This window comes from Nonomuraea sp. N2-4H (assembly GCF_045291505.1).
GTDB lineage: Bacteria > Actinomycetota > Actinomycetes > Streptosporangiales > Streptosporangiaceae > Nonomuraea > Nonomuraea fastidiosa.
This window is the reverse complement of the sequence record NZ_CP147987.1, coordinates 1,702,665-1,717,537: the sequence shown is the minus strand read 5'-3', so window position 1 is coordinate 1,717,537 and position 14,873 is coordinate 1,702,665. Positions and strand designations below refer to the sequence as shown.

Below are 14,873 nucleotides of genomic sequence, written 5' to 3'. Positions count from 1 at the left end.
ACAACTTTCTTTGCCCCGGACCCCTTGTGATATCCGCCACACGGGTATTTGGTGAACACACCGCGTCCATGCGGTTTCCGGCACCCTCCGCGCGGGCGCGGCGTTGGCAGACGGACCAACGCGAAGGGAGCGACGCCGCCTGGGCCGAGGAGCGACGGGAGCGAGCTACCGGACGCGGCTGGACGGCGTCCCCCCATCGACCGAGCCGTCTCACGAGGTGAGACGAAAGATTAGCGGGAGGCGATGTGGCGGAAAGGCACTCTGGCGGCGCCGCAGGAGCCGCGGGCAGGGCACCCGCGGCCGACAGGGCGGATGCGATTCGCAATGTCGTGCTGGTCGGCCACTCAGGAGCAGGCAAGACGACCCTCGTCGAGCAGTTGCTGGCCGCGACGGGCACCATCCAGCGCCCGGGACGCGTCGAGGACGGCAACACGGTCACCGACTTCGACGAGGTCGAGGTCAAACAGCAAAGATCCGTCAACCTCGCCGTCGCACCCCTGGTGCACAACGGCATCAAGATCAACCTTCTCGACACTCCCGGATACGCCGACTTCGTGGGCGACCTGCGCGCCGGGCTGCGCGCGGCCGACGCGGCGCTGTTCGTGGTCTCGGCCTGCGACGGCGTGGACGGGCTCACCCAGATGCTCTGGGAGGAGTGCGCCCAGGTGGGCATGCCGCGCGCGGTCGTCATCACCAAGCTCGACCACCAGCGCGCGAACTTCGACGAGGTGCTCGCCACCTGCCAGGACAAGTTCGGCGACGGCGTGGCGCCCCTCTACCTCCCCGTCGTCACCAACGGCCACGTCAACGGCCTGATCGGGCTGCTGACGCAGAAGTTCTACAACTACGCGACCGGCGAGCGCACCGAGAAGGAGCCGGGCGCCGAGTACGAGGCGCAGATCGAGGAGTACCGCGGCGCCCTGATCGAGGGCATCATCCAGGAGAGCGAAGACGAGTCGCTCATGGAGCGCTACCTCGAGGGCGAGCCGGTCGACACCGGCGTCCTCATCGAGGACCTGGAGAAGGCCGTCGCGCGCGGCAGCTTCTACCCGGTGCTGTGCAGCGGGCTGGGCGTGGGCGCCCAGGAGATCCTGGAGCTGATGACCCAGGGCTTCCCCTCCCCGCTCGAACACCCGCTGCCGGAGATCACCGACCTGTCGGGCAAGCCGGTGCAGGGCATCGCGTGCGACCCGGACGGGCCGCTCGTGGCCGAGGTCGTCAAGACCACCAGCGACCCGTACGTGGGCCGCATCAGCCTCGTACGCGTCTTCTCCGGCACGCTGCGCCCCGACATGAGCGTGCACGTCTCCGGCCACGGCCTGGCCGACCGCGGGCACGAGGACCACGACGTGGACGAGCGCATCGGCACCCTGAGCTGCCCGCTGGGCAAGCAGCAGCGCACCGCGCCCAAGGCGATCGCGGGCGACATCGTGGCGGTGGCGAAGCTGTCGCGCGCCGAGACCGGCGACACCCTCTCCGACGTGGACCGCCCGCTGCTGATGACGGCGTGGAGCATGCCCGAGCCGCTGCTGCCGGTGGCGATCAAGGCCAAGTCGAAGGCCGACGAGGACAAGCTGTCGCAGGCCCTGGGCAGGCTGGTGGCCGAGGACCCGACGCTGCGGCTGGAGAACAACGCAGAGACCCGCCAGCTCGTGCTGTGGTGCATGGGCGAGGCCCACACCGACGTGCTGCTCGACCGGCTGGCCAAGCGGCACGGCGTCGAGGTCGAGCGGGTCGAGCTGCGGGTGCCGCTGCGCGAGACGTTCGGCGGCAAGTGCCAGGCGATGGGCCGCAACGTCAAGCAGACCGGCGGACACGGCCAGTACGCCATCTGCCACCTGGAGGTCGAGCCGCTGCCGTCGGGCTCGGGCTTCGAGTTCGTCGACAAGATCGTGGGCGGCGTGGTGCCGCGGCAGTTCATCCCGTCGGTGGAGAAGGGTGTGCGCACCCAGATGGAGCGGGGCGTCGTGGCCGGCTACCCGATGGTGGACCTGCGCGTCACCCTGTACGACGGCAAGGCCCACTCGGTCGACTCCTCCGACATGGCCTTCCAGATCGCGGGCCAGCTCGCGCTGAAGGAGGCGGCGTCCAAGGTGCCGACGCTGCTGCTCGAACCGGTGGACGAGATCTCGGTGCTGGTGGCCGACGACTACGTGGGCGCGGTGATGTCCGACCTGTCCTCGCGGCGCGGGCGCGTGCTCGGCACCGAGCCGGTGGGCAAGGGCCGCACGCTGGTCAAGGCGGAGGTGCCGCAGCTGGAGATCACGCGCTACGCCATCGATCTGAGATCCATGTCACACGGGACGGGGACGTTCACGCGGACGTTCCTGCGCTACGAGCCGCTGCCGCCGAACCTCGCGAGCAAGGTGACCGCCGCGGATTGACCGGCGGGCACGGCGATCGCGACCGGACATGACGCGCCGGGAGGGCATGCACCTGGGCATTTGTCCCTCCCGGCACAGCTCGCGGCAATTGTCACAGACACGTCACGGTATGATTGCGGTTTTCGTCGCGAGCATGCCTGAGAAGCTGCCACACTGGGTGGCACTATGCGAACTGCACGCCCACTTCTCGCCGCCACCGCTCTCGCGATCGCGACCACGTCGGCCGCCTACGTCTGGGGCCCCGACGCCAAGCCGGGCAAGGCGGCGAGCGCGAAGAAGCCGGCCGCCGCCGCGCCCGCCGCGGCCTGCAAGCCCGACGCCCGCTATCCCAAGCGTGAGCTGCGCGGAGTGTGGATCGCCACGACGACCAACCTCGACTGGCCGTCGAAGGCGGGCCTGAGCAAGGCCAAGCAGCAGGCCGAATACGTGAAGATCCTGGACAGCGCCGCCAGGCGCAACCTCAACGCGGTCTTCGTCCAGGTGCGGCCGGCCTCCGACGCGCTCTACAAGTCCTCGCTGGAGCCCTGGTCGCAGTATCTGACCGGCACGGCGGGCAAGGACCCGGGCTGGGACCCGCTGCCGTTCCTCATCGACGAGGCGCACAAGCGCGGCATGGAGTTCCACGCCTGGTTCAACCCCTACCGCGCCTCCTACAGCGACGACATCGCCAAGCTGCCCGCGGGGCACCCGGCGAAGAAGCACCCGGGCTGGACGGTCAAGTACGGCGGCCGCCTCTACTACAACCCGGGCCTGCCCGCCGTGCGCGACCACGTGACCAAGGTCATCACCGACGTGGTCGGCCGCTACGACGTCGACGGCGTGCACTTCGACGACTACTTCTACCCGTACCCGGAGGCCGGGGCGACGTTCGACGACGCCGCGGCCTTCAAGAAGTACGGCAAGGGCCAAAAGCTCGCCGACTGGCGCAGGTCCAACGTCAACAAGCTGGTCGAGCAGGTCGACCAGGCCGTGCACCACACGAAGAACCACGTCAAGTTCGGCATCAGCCCGTTCGGGATCTGGCGTAACACCTCCAACGACCCGCGCGGGTCCAAGACGTCGGGCATGTCCGCCTACGACTCGATCTACGCCGACGCCCGCGCCTGGATCAAGGCCGGCACCGTCGACTACGTCCTGCCGCAGCTCTACTGGCCGCGCGGCCACAAGGCGGCCGACTACCGCACGCTGGTGCGCTGGTGGTCCGACGCGGTCAAGGGCAGCGACGTGCAGCTCTACATCGGCCAGGGCCTCTACCGCGTCGGCAGCAAGGACGACAGGGCCTGGACCAAGCCCGGCGAGCTGGCCGCGCAGATCGGCCTCAACCGCGACAGCAAGGAGATCGACGGCGCCGTCTACTTCAGCGCCAAGCAGCTGCTGACCAACCCGCTCGGCGCGATGGACCGGCTCGCCAAGACCTACTACGGCCGTCCGGCGCTGCTGCCGCTGATGGAGGAGCGCGGCGGCAAGGCTCCGGCCATGCCGGCGGGCGCCAAGGCCGACGGCACGCGCCTGTCGTGGAAGCCGTCCGACGGCGCCCGTTCGTACGCGATCTACCAGGTGCCGAAGTCCGGCAAGGACTGCCGCACCACCGACGCGCGCAACCTGGTGGCCGTGGTGAGCGACCCGTCCTACACGGTGAAGTCGCCGGGCACCTACCTCGTCACCGCGCTCGACCGGCTGCACAACGAGAGCAAGGCGGTCAAGGTGAAGGCGGACGCGCCCTGACGCCCGCCGCCTGACCTGAACGCGCAGGGGCCGGTCTCCGTCCGAGGAGACCGGCCCTCCGCCGTTCCGGGGCCGCGATCGGGGCGAGTCGGCCTCGCACGGGTCTGACGCATGAGAGGGTGGTCGCGTCCTGTGGCGGGCCGGGCTGGGGCTCCGGCGCCGCCGCGCCGCGCGAGGGCAGCGAGCACGGGAGGTCGTCGGCGTGAGGCGCGTGTTGGTCGTGCTGGCCGTGGTGGTCGCTCACGCGCTGGTGGGTCTGGCGGCTCCCGCCGCCGCCTCCGGCCGGGCGTCCGTGAGGGACGCGGCGGAACCGGCCGGGCGGGTGGCGCTCATCGGGGTGCCGGGGTTGCACTGGGACGACCTCACCCCGGGCGACACGCCCAACCTGTGGGAGCTGGCCGGGCAGAGCGCGATCGGCTCGCTGTCGGTCCGTACGGTCGGCAGCGTCACCTGCCCGTACGACGGCTGGCTGACGGTGTCGGCGGGCACCAGGTCGGCCGTCGGCTACGCGTGCGGCGCTCCCCCCGTCCCCCGGCAGGCCGGCGAGGGCGCCGTCATCCCCCACTACCGCTACCTCATCGACGTGGCCGGGCAGCAGGAGGCGGGCACGCTCGGCGAGACGCTCAAGGCGGCCGGCCGCTGCTCGATCGCGATCGGTCCCGGCGCGGCGCTGGCGCTGGCCGACCGGCAGGGCGCGGTGGCCCGCTACCACGACTCGCCGCTGCGCGTCAGGAGCACGGACCTGGCCCGCTGCCCGCTGGTCGCCATGGACGTCGACGACCTCATCGAGCCCTACCTGGCCCGGGCGGGCGGCCGCCTGCCCCGGGTGCCCGACGAGCTGCCCGCCGCCGAGCGCCGCGACGCGCTGCGGCTGGCCGACGCCAAGGCGGGAGCGCTGCTGTCGGTGCTGCCTCCGGGGACGACGGTGCTGCTCGCCGGGCTGTCCGACCACGGCTCCGTACCGCACCTGAGGGTGGCCGCCATGCGCGCGCCGGACGCGCAGGGGCGGCTGCTGGGCGCGGCCTCCACCCACCGCGAGGACATCTCGATCATCACCGACTTCACCGCCACCGTGCTGAGCGAGCTGGGCGTGCCGGTGCCGGCCACGGTCGTGGGCACGCCGCTGAAGGCCGGCTCCGCCGGGGCCTCGATCGCGGAGCTGCGCAGGGACGACGCCACCGCGCAGGCGATCAGGTCGGTGAAGGGCGGCTACTTCACCGTGATGGCGGTGCTGCAGGTGTCGTTCTACCTGGTGGCGTTCCTGCTGCTGCGCCGCCGCAAGGGTTTGTCTCCGGTACGCGTGGCCGCCGTCGCGCTGGCCGCCCTGCCCGTCTCCAGCTACCTGGTCAACCTGCTGCCGTGGTCCGGCCTGCCGCAGCTCGTCGGCGGCGTGCTGGCGTGGACGGCCGCGGTGACCTTGCTGGCGTTCGCCGGGCCGTGGCGGCGCCGTCCGCTCGGCCCGCTGGCGGTCGTGGCCGGGGTCACCGCGCTCACCCTCGCCGGTGACCTGCTGACCGGCACCACGCTGCAGCTCAACAGCGTCATGGGGTACGGCGCCGACGTCGGAGCCCGCTACTACGGGCTGGGCAACATCCCGTTCGCACTGCTCGCGACCGGCACGCTGCTGGCCGCCACGGTGATCGCCCACCGGTGGCCGGGCCGCGTCGGCGTCGGCGCGATCGTCGCGCTGGGCGCGTTCGCGATGGTGCTGGGCGGCTCCGGGCTGGGCAGCGACTTCGGCGGCGTCATCGCGTTCGTGCCCGGCATCGCGGTGACCGCCCTCATCCTGTCGGGACGCCGGGTCTCGCTGGTGAAGCTCGGGGCGTTCTGCGCGGCCGGCGGCGTGATCGTGATGGGCTTCGCCTGGCTCAACTACCTGCGCCCGCCGAGCGAGCAGTCGCACCTCGGCAGGTTCGTGGGGCAGGTGCTGACCGGGGAGGCGTTCGACGTCATCTGGCGCAAGCTGCACGCCATGCTGGCCACCCTGCTCAGCCCCAACCTCATGCCCATCGTGATCGCCGCCGCGGCGTTCCTCGTCTACGCGATCCTGCGGCCCGAGCAGGCGTCGGCGGGGGTCGTGCCAGGCCGCGTTCGAGCACTCCCCCGCGCTGCGCGCCGGCCTGATCGGCACGCTCGTCAGCGGCGTCATCGGCATGCTCGTCAACGACTCGGGCGCGGCCGTGCTGTCGATGGCGCTCGCGCTGGCCGTGCCGCTGCTGCTGGCCACCGGCATCGGCGCGCTGCCCAGGCCGCGGCGCGCGTCAGTCCCAGGCGTCGGCGAGCAGCTGGCGGGTGTCGCGAAGTAGCTGCGGCAGCACCTTCGTCCGCGCCACGACCGGCATGAAGTTCGTGTCGCCGCCCCACCTCGGCACCACGTGCTGGTGCAGGTGCGCCGCGATGCCCGCGCCCGCGACCTGGCCCAGGTTCATGCCGACATTGAAGCCCTGCGCGCCGCTCGCCTTGCGCAGCGCCCGCAGCGCCCGCTGGGTGAACTCGCCCAGCTCCGCCACCTCCGCCGCGTCCAGCTCGTCGTAGCCGGACACGTGCCGGTACGGCACCACCATCAGGTGGCCCGAGTTGTACGGGTAGAGGTTGAGCACGGCGTACACCAGCTGCCCGCGCTTGACGATCAGGCCGTCCTCGTCGCTCATCTTCGGAATGGCGTCGAACGGGCACCCGTCGTCGGGACCGGTGCCTGTCGGCTTGTTCTCACCCTTGATGTAGGCCATCCGATGCGGGGTCCACAGCCGCTCGAAGTTGTCGGGGGTCCCGGCTCCTGCCTGATCGTGCATATCTAGCAGCATAGGACCCCGGACAAACCGGGGCCTCTTCCGGCGCAATCCTGATCGCCCCCGACAGGAGGACGCCATGCGTGAAGCCCTGGCCGAACAGTCCGTCCCGCCCGCCGACGCCTCCGAAGAACCCGCCGACGGCACCTCGCCGGAGGACTCCGCTGAGGACTCCTCTGGGGCCGCGCCGTCCTCCATCGAGGCCCCACCGAGGGTGCCGCCGTCAAGGGGCGGATCAAGGTCGCCGACGAGGTCGTGGAGAAGGTGGCCGCGCCGGCCGCCCTGGAGGTGCCGGGCGTCGCCGACCTGGGCGGCGACCTCGTGCGGGCCTTCGAGTCCGTACGCGACCGCATCGGGCTCGGCTCCCGCCGCGCGGACTCGTCGGCGTCCTGAGTCCTGAGCACGGCCGCGTCCCTGGGACGACCGCGTCCCTGAGAACGGCCGCTTCAGCGCTCTGAGAAGCCCTCAGACCGCTCCTCGAGTCCGGCGGCGTGTCCGGGAACCCCGGTGCGCCGTCCGGCGAAACGCCGGTACGCCGTCCCGGGAAACGCCGGTACGCCGTCCGGCGAAACGCCAGTGCGCCGTCCCGGGAAACGCCGGTGCGCCGTGCCGTCCCGGGCTGTCAGGATGGCAGGCATGACCGAGCAGCTTGAGCCCATGCCCGACGACTGGCAGCGCGCGCTGGCCATCGTGGCCCACCCCGACGACCTGGAGTACGGCTGCGGGGCGGCGGTCGCCGTGTGGACCGATGCCGGGCGTGAGGTCACGTACCTGATGGTGACCAGAGGTGAGGCGGGCATCGACACGCTCTCCCCCGCCGAGGCCGGACCCGTGCGGGAGCGCGAGGAGCTGGCGAGCGCGGCGGTCGTCGGCGTGACGGCCGTGGAGTTCCTCGACCACACCGACGGAGTGATCGAGTACGGCACCGCGCTCCGCCGCGATCTCGCCGCCGCCATCCGCCGCCACCGGCCGGAACTCGTGATCACGCTGAACTTCGACGACACCTGGGGCGGCGCGCACTGGAACACGCCCGACCACCGCGCGGTCGGCCGGGCCACCATGGACGCCGTCGGCGACGCCGGCAACCGCTGGATCTTCCCCGATGCCGGCCCCGGCCCCTGGAACGGCGTGCGCTGGGTCGCCGTGGCGGGCTCCAATGCGCCGACGCACGCCGTGGACGTCACCGACGGCCTGGAACGCGGTGTGCGCTCCCTCATGGAGCACCGCGCGTACATCGAGGCGCTGCAGCCCGGCGCGGACCCGGAGGTGTACGCCCGCGAGCTCATCGAGGGCTTCGCCCGCGAGGAGGCCAAGCGCTTCAACGGCCGCCCGGCCGTCTCCTTCCGCCTCTACCCCCGCTGACCCCCACCCCGTTCACCCGCAGCGCCCGCCGACCCGCGCGCGCCCCTCGGCGCCCGGCACCCCACGCGCGCCCTCGGGCGACCCACGCACGACCTCAGCGCCCCGCAGCCCACGCACCCTCGGGACCCCGTCGACCCACGCGGCGCCCTCGGCACCCCGTCGACCCACGCGCGCCTTCGACGCCCCGCCTGCTGCATAGGCGCGCCGAGTTCTCCTCTCCCCTCCCGGCCCACCGCCCCACGGGGGTCGCGAGGGGAGAGGGGGAGACGCGAAAGGCCCGGCCACGTCCGAAGCGTGGCCGGGCCTTTCGAAGCGCGTACCGCCGCCCGAGGAGGCGTGGACGCCGCTCGGAAGCAGGCGCGTGCCGCCGCCGCCCCGCAACGCGAGCACGCCACGCAGAAAGCGGACGCGTGCCGCCGCCTCGGAACGGGAGCGCCCCGCTCGGGACGCGGGTGCGTGCCGCCGTCTCAGAAGACGAGCGCACCGCCCGGGAGGCAGGCGCGTACCGCCGCACTGGCAGCCAGCGTGCCGCCCGGGGAGCGGGCGCGTGCTGGGCATCCGGGAAGGCCCCGGCGACGGGGCCGGGTGGGTCAGACCTGGACGCGGCGTTCGACGGCGCTGACGATTTCGGCGATCGCGTCGTCGATCGGCACGCCGTTCTTCTGCTCACCGCTGCGGTAGCGGAACGACACGGCGCCGTTGGCGATGTCCTCGTCACCGGCGAGCAGCATGAACGGCACCTTGGCCTTCTGCGCGTTGCGGATCTTCTTCTGCATGCGGTCGTCAGAGGCGTCGACCTCGACCCGGATGCCGCTCTCCCGCAGCCGCTTGGCGACGTCCTGCAGGTAGGGCACGTGGGCGTCGGCGATCGGGATGCCGACGACCTGCACCGGGGCGAGCCAGGGCGGGAAGGCGCCGGCGTAGTGCTCGGTGAGCACGCCCAGGAAGCGCTCGACGGAGCCGAACAGCGCCCGGTGGATCATCACCGGGGTCTGCCGGGAGCCGTCGGCGGCCTGGTATTCGAGGCCGAACCGCTTCGGCTGGTTGAGGTCGAGCTGGATGGTCGACAGCTGCCAGGTGCGGCCGATCGCGTCCTTGGCCTGGACGGAGATCTTGGGGCCGTAGAAGGCCGCGCCGCCCGGGTCGTCCTTGAGCGTGAGGCCGGACTCGGTGGCCACCTGGCGCAGCGCCTCGGTGGCCTCCTCCCACTCGGCCGGGTCGCCGATGAACTTCTCGGAGTCGTCGCGGGTGGACAGCTCGAGGTAGAAGTCGTTGAGGCCGAAGTCGCGCAGCACGCTGAGCACGAACCGGAGCAGCGACTTGATCTCGTCGGCCATCTGCTCGCGGGTGGTGTAGATGTGCGCGTCGTCCTGCGTCATGCCGCGCACCCTGGTCAGGCCGTGGACCACGCCGGACTTCTCATAGCGGTAGACCGAGCCGAACTCGCACAGCCGCAGCGGCAGCTCCCGGTAGGAACGCCCGCGCGCCCTGAAGATCAGGTTGTGCATCGGGCAGTTCATCGGCTTGACGCGGTATTCGGTGCCCTCGAGCTCGAACGCCGGGAACATGTCGTCGGCGTACCACGGCAGGTGGCCGGAGGTCTCGAACAGCGACGACTTGGTGATGTGGGGCGTGTTGACGAACTCGTAGCCCGCCTCGGCCTGCCGCCTGCGCATGTAGTCTTCCATCTCCTTGCGGATGATCCCGCCCTTGGGATGGAAGATCGGCAGGCCGCTGCCCAGCTCGGGTGGGAAGCTGAACAGGTCGAGCTCGGCGCCCAGCTTGCGGTGGTCGCGCTTTTCGGCCTCTTCGAGCAGCTTGAGGTATTCGTCCTGCTTGTCGCGGGACTCCCAGGCGGTGCCGTAGATGCGCTGGAGCTGCGGGTTCTTCTCGCTGCCCCGCCAGTAGGCGCCGCCGGAGCGCATGAGCTTGAACGCCGGGATGGACCGGGTGGAGGGCACGTGGGGCCCGCGGCACAGGTCCTTCCAGCGCAGCTCGCCGGTCTTGGGGTCGAGGTTGTCGTAGATGGTGAGCTGCCCGGCGCCCACCTCGACGGACTCCTCCTGGTCGGCGCCGCCCTTGAGCCCGATCAGTTCCAGCTTGTACGGCTCCGCCGCCAGCTCGGCCCGCGCCTCGTCGTCGGAGACGGGCCGGCGGGAGAACAGCTGGCCCTGCTTGACGATCTCGCGCATGCGCTTCTCGATGCGCTTGAGGTCGTCGGGGTTGAACGCCCGGTCGACGTCGAAGTCGTAGTAGAAGCCGTTTTCGACGGGCGGCCCGATGCCCAGCTTGGCCTCGGGGAACAGCTCCTGCACCGCCTGCGCCATGACGTGGGCGGTGGAGTGGCGGACGATGGCCCGGCCCTCTTCGCTGGAGATGTCGATCGGCTCGACCACGTCGCCGTCGGACAGCGGGTGGGTCAGGTCGCGGGCCTCGCCGTTGACCTTGGCGGCGATGACGGTACGGCCGTCGGCCTCGAGCGCCTCACCGGCCGTCGTGCCCGCCGCCACCACACGCTCGGCTCCGGCGAGGGTGATGCGTAGCTCGGCTGACACGGTGTCTCCTCATGGATCGCGCTCGATGCCCGGCACCGAGGCAGGGTTCGGTGGATGGACACCGATGCTATCGCGGGTGAAACCCCAGCTTTGTCAGCTCCTGCCGCGATCCGTGGAAGACGTTGCGATCGACGGGGCTGTTGGCGTACTGGTGGATGGTCCAGTCGCGCCATGGCCTGGGCACCGGCGGACGGCCGCGCGGGCTCTCCGGGCTGGCGATCCACAGCGGATATTCGCCCAGGCCCGCGCAGTGACCGCCGCGCGCGAACGCGTTGAAGGTGTAGATGAACGGCCGCACGCCGCCGTGCCGTTCGACGTAATGGCACCAGCGGCGCGCGAAGCGGGCCACCCGCTCGGGCCGCGCGCCGTCGTTGGTCTCCAGGTCGAGCGCGACCAGGTCGCCGCGGCGCAGCCCGCCCGCCGAGGCGATCACCCGCAGGAAGTGGCGCGCCTGCTCGATGGGGTCGCCTTTGGGCCGGGCGAAGTGGTACGCCCCGCAGACGATCCAGCTCTCCCGCATGCCGTTCCAGTTGCGGGCGAACCATTTGTCGGTGAAGTCGCCGCCCTCGCTCGCCTTGGCGAAGGCGAAGGCGACTCCGGCCTCGGCATGTCCGGCCCAGTCGACGGTGCCCTGCCAGTTGGACACATCGATGCCATGTAGCACGTGCTTCACCTTGTCGGATCTTATGGGGACGTCCTGCGCTCAGCCCTTCGCCGCGCCGGTCAGCAGGTCGAGCGTGCGCCGCGCCAGGCGAACGGCGCGCCGACGAAGTCGGTCACCCCGGCCTGCCTGAGCGTTTCGAGCCTGGCGAGCACGGTCTCCTCGTCGCCGACGACGGCGACGTCGCCGGGCCCCGCCGCGCCCTCCCTGTCGAGCATCGCACGGTAGCTCGGCAGCGTCCCGTACATGGAGAAGATCTCGTTGGCGCGGGCGACGGCGCCTTCCGGGTCGTCGGTGACGCAGATGGGCAGCGAGCAGACGATGCGCGGCGCCTCGCGGCCGGCCTCGGCGGCGGCCGCCTTGATGGTGGGCGCGATGTGCTCGGCGATCGTCTTCGGCCCCGTCATCCAGAGCACGGTGCCGGCGGCGAGCGTGCCCGCGAGCTTGAGCATGCGGGGGCCGAGCGCGGCCACGAGCACGGGCAGGCCCGCTCCGGGCGTGGTCAGCCGCAGGCCGGCCTGGAGGGTCTCGCCCCGGTACGACACCTTCTCGCCGCGCGTGAGCGGCACCAGGATCTCCAGGTACTCCTTCATGTGCCGGCCGGGACGTTCGAAGCTGTAGCCGTAGACGTCCTCGATGACGACCTTGTGCGACAGGCCGACGCCGAGCGTGAACCGGCCGCCGAGCGCGGCGTTGGCGGTCATCGCCTGCTGGGCGAGCGCGGCGGGGTGACGCGGGTAGGTCGGCACGACGGCGGTGCCGAGCTCGATGGGCGGCGCCTGCACGCCCGCGGCGGTCAGCGCGGCGATGGCGTCGAGCCCGAAGATGTTGGACATCCAGGCCGAGGAGAAGCCGCGATCGGCGGCGTCGGCTATCTGGTCGCGCAGGCCGGTGATGGGGTCGCCGTCCTTGGCGTTCTCGGAGAGCAGGATGCCGTATCGCATGAAACAGAACTCCGTTCTAGTGGCTGAGGCGAATGTATCCCCCACGCCGCCGCGCGGTCACCCGCCGGGCCGGTCCGCGTTTGTAAAGTGACCTACATGACCCACGAACGCGCAGGACAGCCCGCCAGGCCCTCCGATCTGGTCGACGTCGCCAGGCTGGTGACGTCCTACTACGCGCTGCATCCCGACGCCGGTGAGGCCGGGCAGCGGGTCGCGTTCGGCACGTCGGGGCATCGCGGCTCGTCGCTGAAGGCCGCGTTCAACGAGGACCACATCCTGGCCACCAGCCAGGCGATCTGCGAATACCGCCGCGACCAGGGCACCGACGGTCCGCTGTTCCTGGGCATCGACACCCATGCGCTGTCGGAGCCCGCGCGGGTCTCGGCGCTGGAGGTGTTCGCGGCCAACGGCGTGGACGTGCTGATCGACTCGCGCGACGGCTACACGCCGACGCCCGCCGTCTCCCACGCCATCCTGCGCCACAACCGCGGCCGCACCACCGGCCTGGCCGACGGCGTGGTGGTGACGCCGTCGCACAACCCGCCGTCCGACGGCGGCTTCAAGTACAACCCGCCGCACGGCGGCCCCGCCGGCACCGAGGCCACCGGCTGGATCCAGGACCGCGCCAACCGGCTGCTGCAGGACGGTCTCAAGGGCGTGCGCCGGGTCCCCTACACGACGGCCCTGGAGCGGGCCTGCCGCTACGACTTCCTCGGCACGTACGTCGACGACCTGCCCTCCGTCGTCGACCTCGACGCGATCAGGTCGGCCGGGGTGCGCATCGGGGCCGACCCCCTCGGCGGCGCGAGCGTGGCCTACTGGGGTGAGATCGCCGAGCGGCACGGGCTGGCGCTCACCGTGGTCAACCCGGAGGTCGATCCGACCTGGCGGTTCATGACGCTCGACTGGGACGGCAAGATCCGCATGGACTGCTCGTCGCCGTACGCGATGGCCTCGCTCATCGCCGGGCGCGACGAGTACGACATCGCCACCGGCAACGACGCCGACGCCGACCGGCACGGCATCGTCACCCCCGACGGCGGCCTGATGAACCCCAACCACTACCTCGCCGTCGCCATCTCCTACCTCTACGCCCACCGCGACGGCTGGCCCGCCGGCGCCGGGGTGGGCAAGACCATGGTCAGCAGCGGCATCATCGACCGCGTCGCGCAGTCGCTGGGCCGGCGGCTTTACGAGGTGCCGGTCGGCTTCAAGTGGTTCGTGCCCGGCCTGCTCGACGGGTCGCTCGGGTTCGGCGGCGAGGAGAGCGCGGGCGCGTCGTTCCTGCGCCGCGACGGCTCGGTGTGGTCCACCGACAAGGACGGCATCATCCTCGCCCTGCTGGCCTCGGAGATCCTGGCCGTCACCGGCGAGTCGCCGAGCGCCTGCTACCGCAAGCTGACCGAGCGGTTCGGCGAGCCCGCGTACGCCCGCGTCGACGCGCCCGCCACCCGCGAGGAGAAGGCCGTGCTCGGCAAGCTGTCGGCCGCGCAGGTGACGGCCACGTCGCTGGCCGGCGAGCCGATCACGGCCGTGCAGACGACCGCGCCGGGCAACGACGCGCCGCTCGGCGGGGTGAAGGTCTCCACGGAGAACGCCTGGTTCGCGGCCCGCCCGTCCGGCACCGAGGACGTCTACAAGATCTACGCCGAGTCCTTCAAGGGGCCCGACCACCTGGCCAAGGTGCAGGAGGAGGCCCGCTCGCTCGTCACCGCCGCCCTGAGCTGACCGGCCCTACCCCCGATCCGGGCGCGGGGCCGGGGCGGGCCCCGGGGGCCGGGAGCGGGCTGGGGCCCGCGCCGGGGTCCGAGCCTGGGGCCTGCCACCCAGACGCCCGCCAGTCAGACGCCCGTTGCCGGACGCCCGCCACCCGAGACCCGCCGCCCGGACGCCCGCCACCCGAAACCCGCCACCCGAAACCCGCCGCCCGAGACCCGCCATCCGAGACCCGCCACCCGAGACCCGCCACCCGAGACCCGCCACCCGAGACCCGCCACCCGGACGCCCGCCGGTCGTGAACCGGCGGACCGGAGACCCGCGGGCCTTCCGCGAAGCCTGGGGCCGGGTCAGTAGCCGAGGCCGCGGCCGCCGTCGCCGACCAGCACCTCGCCGACCAGCACCTCGCCCGTCACCATGCCCGGCTCCAGCAGCGCCCGTCACCATGCCCGGCTCCAGCAGCGCCGTGACCATCTGGGCGATGTGCTCGGGCCGGGCGGTGCGCCGCAGCGGCGCCTTCAGTTCCTCCGTGGCCGCCATCTCGGAGAACACCTGCTCCCCCACCCGGTCGATGTGCCAGCGAGTGGCGACGATGCCGGGCGCGACGGCGTTCATCCGCACCTTGGGGCCGAGCGCTATCGCCGGGTCGCGGGTGCGGTGGATGAGCGCCGCCTTGCCGGCCCCGTACGCGATGGACGAGCCGGTGGCCTGCAGGCCGGCGATGGTGGCCTGGCTCG

The 14,873-nt window shown here is 71.9% G+C and carries 11 protein-coding genes; 6 read left to right on the top strand and 5 right to left on the bottom strand.

Going from position 1 to position 14,873, the window contains the following annotated elements; genetic code table 11:
* Positions 1 to 245: 245 nt before the first annotated feature.
* The 3 genes from WBK31_RS07835 to WBK31_RS07825 all read left to right on the top strand — a co-directional run bounded on the left by WBK31_RS07835 (position 246) and on the right by WBK31_RS07825 (position 6,453).
* Positions 246 to 2,384 (top strand): elongation factor G-like protein EF-G2, encoded by a 2,139-nt coding sequence (locus WBK31_RS07835; RefSeq protein ID WP_378784080.1) that lies wholly within the window; start codon positions 246 to 248, stop codon positions 2,382 to 2,384.
* A gap of 165 nt (positions 2,385 to 2,549) precedes the next feature.
* Positions 2,550 to 4,109 carry a glycoside hydrolase family 10 protein gene (locus WBK31_RS07830; RefSeq protein ID WP_406674554.1) on the top strand — a complete coding sequence of 520 codons (1,560 nt, stop codon included), beginning with the start codon at positions 2,550 to 2,552 and terminating at the stop codon, positions 4,107 to 4,109.
* Positions 4,110 to 4,311: 202 nt separating this feature from the next.
* On the top strand, positions 4,312 to 6,453 hold the full coding sequence (locus WBK31_RS07825) for a hypothetical protein (RefSeq protein ID WP_406674553.1): 2,142 nt from the start codon (positions 4,312 to 4,314) through the stop codon (positions 6,451 to 6,453).
* Here WBK31_RS07825 and WBK31_RS07820 read toward each other — a convergent pair.
* Positions 6,371 to 6,901, bottom strand: coding sequence for an HIT domain-containing protein (locus WBK31_RS07820; RefSeq protein WP_364066044.1), 531 nt, complete (start codon positions 6,899 to 6,901; stop codon positions 6,371 to 6,373). The genes WBK31_RS07825 and WBK31_RS07820 overlap by 83 nt on opposite strands.
* A 252-nt stretch (positions 6,902 to 7,153) precedes the next feature.
* Between WBK31_RS07820 and WBK31_RS07815 the strand changes: the two genes are divergently transcribed.
* Both WBK31_RS07815 and WBK31_RS07810 read left to right on the top strand, forming a co-directional pair.
* Positions 7,154 to 7,291: a hypothetical protein gene (locus WBK31_RS07815; protein ID WP_406674552.1), complete on the top strand. Its 138-nt coding sequence runs from the start codon at positions 7,154 to 7,156 to the stop codon at positions 7,289 to 7,291.
* A gap of 243 nt (positions 7,292 to 7,534) precedes the next feature.
* Positions 7,535 to 8,260 carry a PIG-L deacetylase family protein gene (locus WBK31_RS07810; RefSeq protein ID WP_364066048.1) on the top strand — a complete coding sequence of 242 codons (726 nt, stop codon included), beginning with the start codon at positions 7,535 to 7,537 and terminating at the stop codon, positions 8,258 to 8,260.
* Between the two features lie 590 nt (positions 8,261 to 8,850).
* On the opposite strand, the gene thrS is transcribed toward WBK31_RS07810, so the two are convergent.
* The 3 genes from thrS to WBK31_RS07795 form a co-directional block, all read right to left on the bottom strand.
* Positions 8,851 to 10,815 (bottom strand): threonine--tRNA ligase, encoded by a 1,965-nt coding sequence (thrS, locus tag WBK31_RS07805; protein WP_364066051.1) that lies wholly within the window; start codon positions 10,813 to 10,815, stop codon positions 8,851 to 8,853.
* 67 nt (positions 10,816 to 10,882) lie between these two features.
* Positions 10,883 to 11,479, bottom strand: coding sequence for a GH25 family lysozyme (locus WBK31_RS07800; protein ID WP_364066053.1), 597 nt, complete (start codon positions 11,477 to 11,479; stop codon positions 10,883 to 10,885).
* A 59-nt stretch (positions 11,480 to 11,538) separates the two neighbouring features.
* Positions 11,539 to 12,420: a TIGR03564 family F420-dependent LLM class oxidoreductase gene (locus WBK31_RS07795; RefSeq protein ID WP_406674551.1), complete on the bottom strand. Its 882-nt coding sequence runs from the start codon at positions 12,418 to 12,420 to the stop codon at positions 11,539 to 11,541.
* Between the two features lie 96 nt (positions 12,421 to 12,516).
* On the opposite strand from WBK31_RS07795, the gene pgm reads away from it, so the two are divergent.
* Positions 12,517 to 14,148 (top strand): phosphoglucomutase (alpha-D-glucose-1,6-bisphosphate-dependent), encoded by a 1,632-nt coding sequence (gene pgm / locus WBK31_RS07790; protein ID WP_406674550.1) that lies wholly within the window; start codon positions 12,517 to 12,519, stop codon positions 14,146 to 14,148.
* 6 nt (positions 14,149 to 14,154) lie between these two features.
* Here pgm and WBK31_RS07785 read toward each other — a convergent pair whose 3' ends face one another.
* On the bottom strand, positions 14,155 to 14,850 hold the full coding sequence (locus WBK31_RS07785; RefSeq protein WP_406675461.1) for an SDR family oxidoreductase: 696 nt from the start codon (positions 14,848 to 14,850) through the stop codon (positions 14,155 to 14,157).
* Positions 14,851 to 14,873: the final 23 nt, after the last annotated feature.